Here is a 1,044-nt window from a genome sequence, read left to right as displayed (position 1 = left end):
CGCCTGCCGCTGCGACGCACGACCCCAGACCGGCTGGAGCGCGGCGATCTCCTCGTCGGTCGCGACGCGGAACGGGGGCGTGACCGGTGCCTGGAACGCCTTCCGCCCCTGTCCGCGGGTGGCCCGGAGACTCAGGTAGATCGAGATCCCGATGATCGTGGTGATCACGGCGAGGCTGATGGTGGTCGGGATGTAGAAGAGGTCGACCTTGAGCATCATCTTGATGCCGACCCAGATCAGCACCAGGGCCAGGCCGATCTTCAGGTAGATGAAGCGGTGGATGAGGTCGGCGAGCAGGAAGTACATCGCCCGCAGTCCCAGGATGGCGAACGCGTTGGCGGTGAAGACGAGGAACGGCTCGTCGGTGACCGCGAAGATCGCCGGGATCGAGTCGACGGCGAAGATGACGTCGGTGATCTCGACCAGGACCAGCACCGCCAGCAGCGGGGTGGCCATCAGGAGGCCGTTGCGGCGGATGAGGAAGCGCTGCCCGTGGTAGGCGTCGGTGGTCGGGACGTAGCGGCGGAACAGCCGCAGCGCCTTCGACTTCTCCGGGTCGAGGTGCTCGTTGCGCTGGCGGATCATCTTGTACCCGGTCCACAGTAGGAACGCGGCGAAGATGTAGAGGATCCAGCTGAAGCTGGCGATGAGCACCGACCCGCCGGCGATGAAGATGCCGCGGAAGATCAGCGCGCCGAGGACCCCGAAGAACAGCACTCGGTGCTGGTACTCCCGGGGAACGGCGAAGTAGGTGAAGATGATCGCCCAGACGAAGACGTTGTCGACCGCCAGCGATTTCTCGATCACATAGCCGGCGAAGTACTGCTGGCCGAACTCGGCGCCGTAGGCGGACCAGATATAGGCCCCGAACGCGAGCCCGATGGCCACCCAGATCGCCGACCAGACCGCGGCCTCGCGCACGCCGATGACGTGGGCTTTGCGATGCGCGAACAGGTCCACGGCGAGCATGGCGACGATGCCGCCGAGCACGGCCAACCACAACCACAACGGGACATCCATGCGGAGACTCCTGCCTCGGTCGGT

1 protein-coding gene is annotated in these 1,044 nt (G+C 65.6%); it reads right to left on the bottom strand.

The window, feature by feature from the left end; all coding sequences use genetic code 11:
* A partial coding sequence (locus DQ244_RS19075; RefSeq protein ID WP_147251563.1) for a TerC family protein occupies positions 1–1,020 on the bottom strand: 1,020 nt, incomplete at its 3' end.
* Positions 1,021–1,044: the final 24 nt, after the last annotated feature.

It is taken from the genome of Blastococcus sp. TBT05-19 (genome assembly GCF_003319095.1).
GTDB lineage: Bacteria > Actinomycetota > Actinomycetes > Mycobacteriales > Geodermatophilaceae > Blastococcus.
Note: the sequence above shows the minus strand (reverse complement) of the source record. Positions and strands in the feature narration are given on the sequence as shown.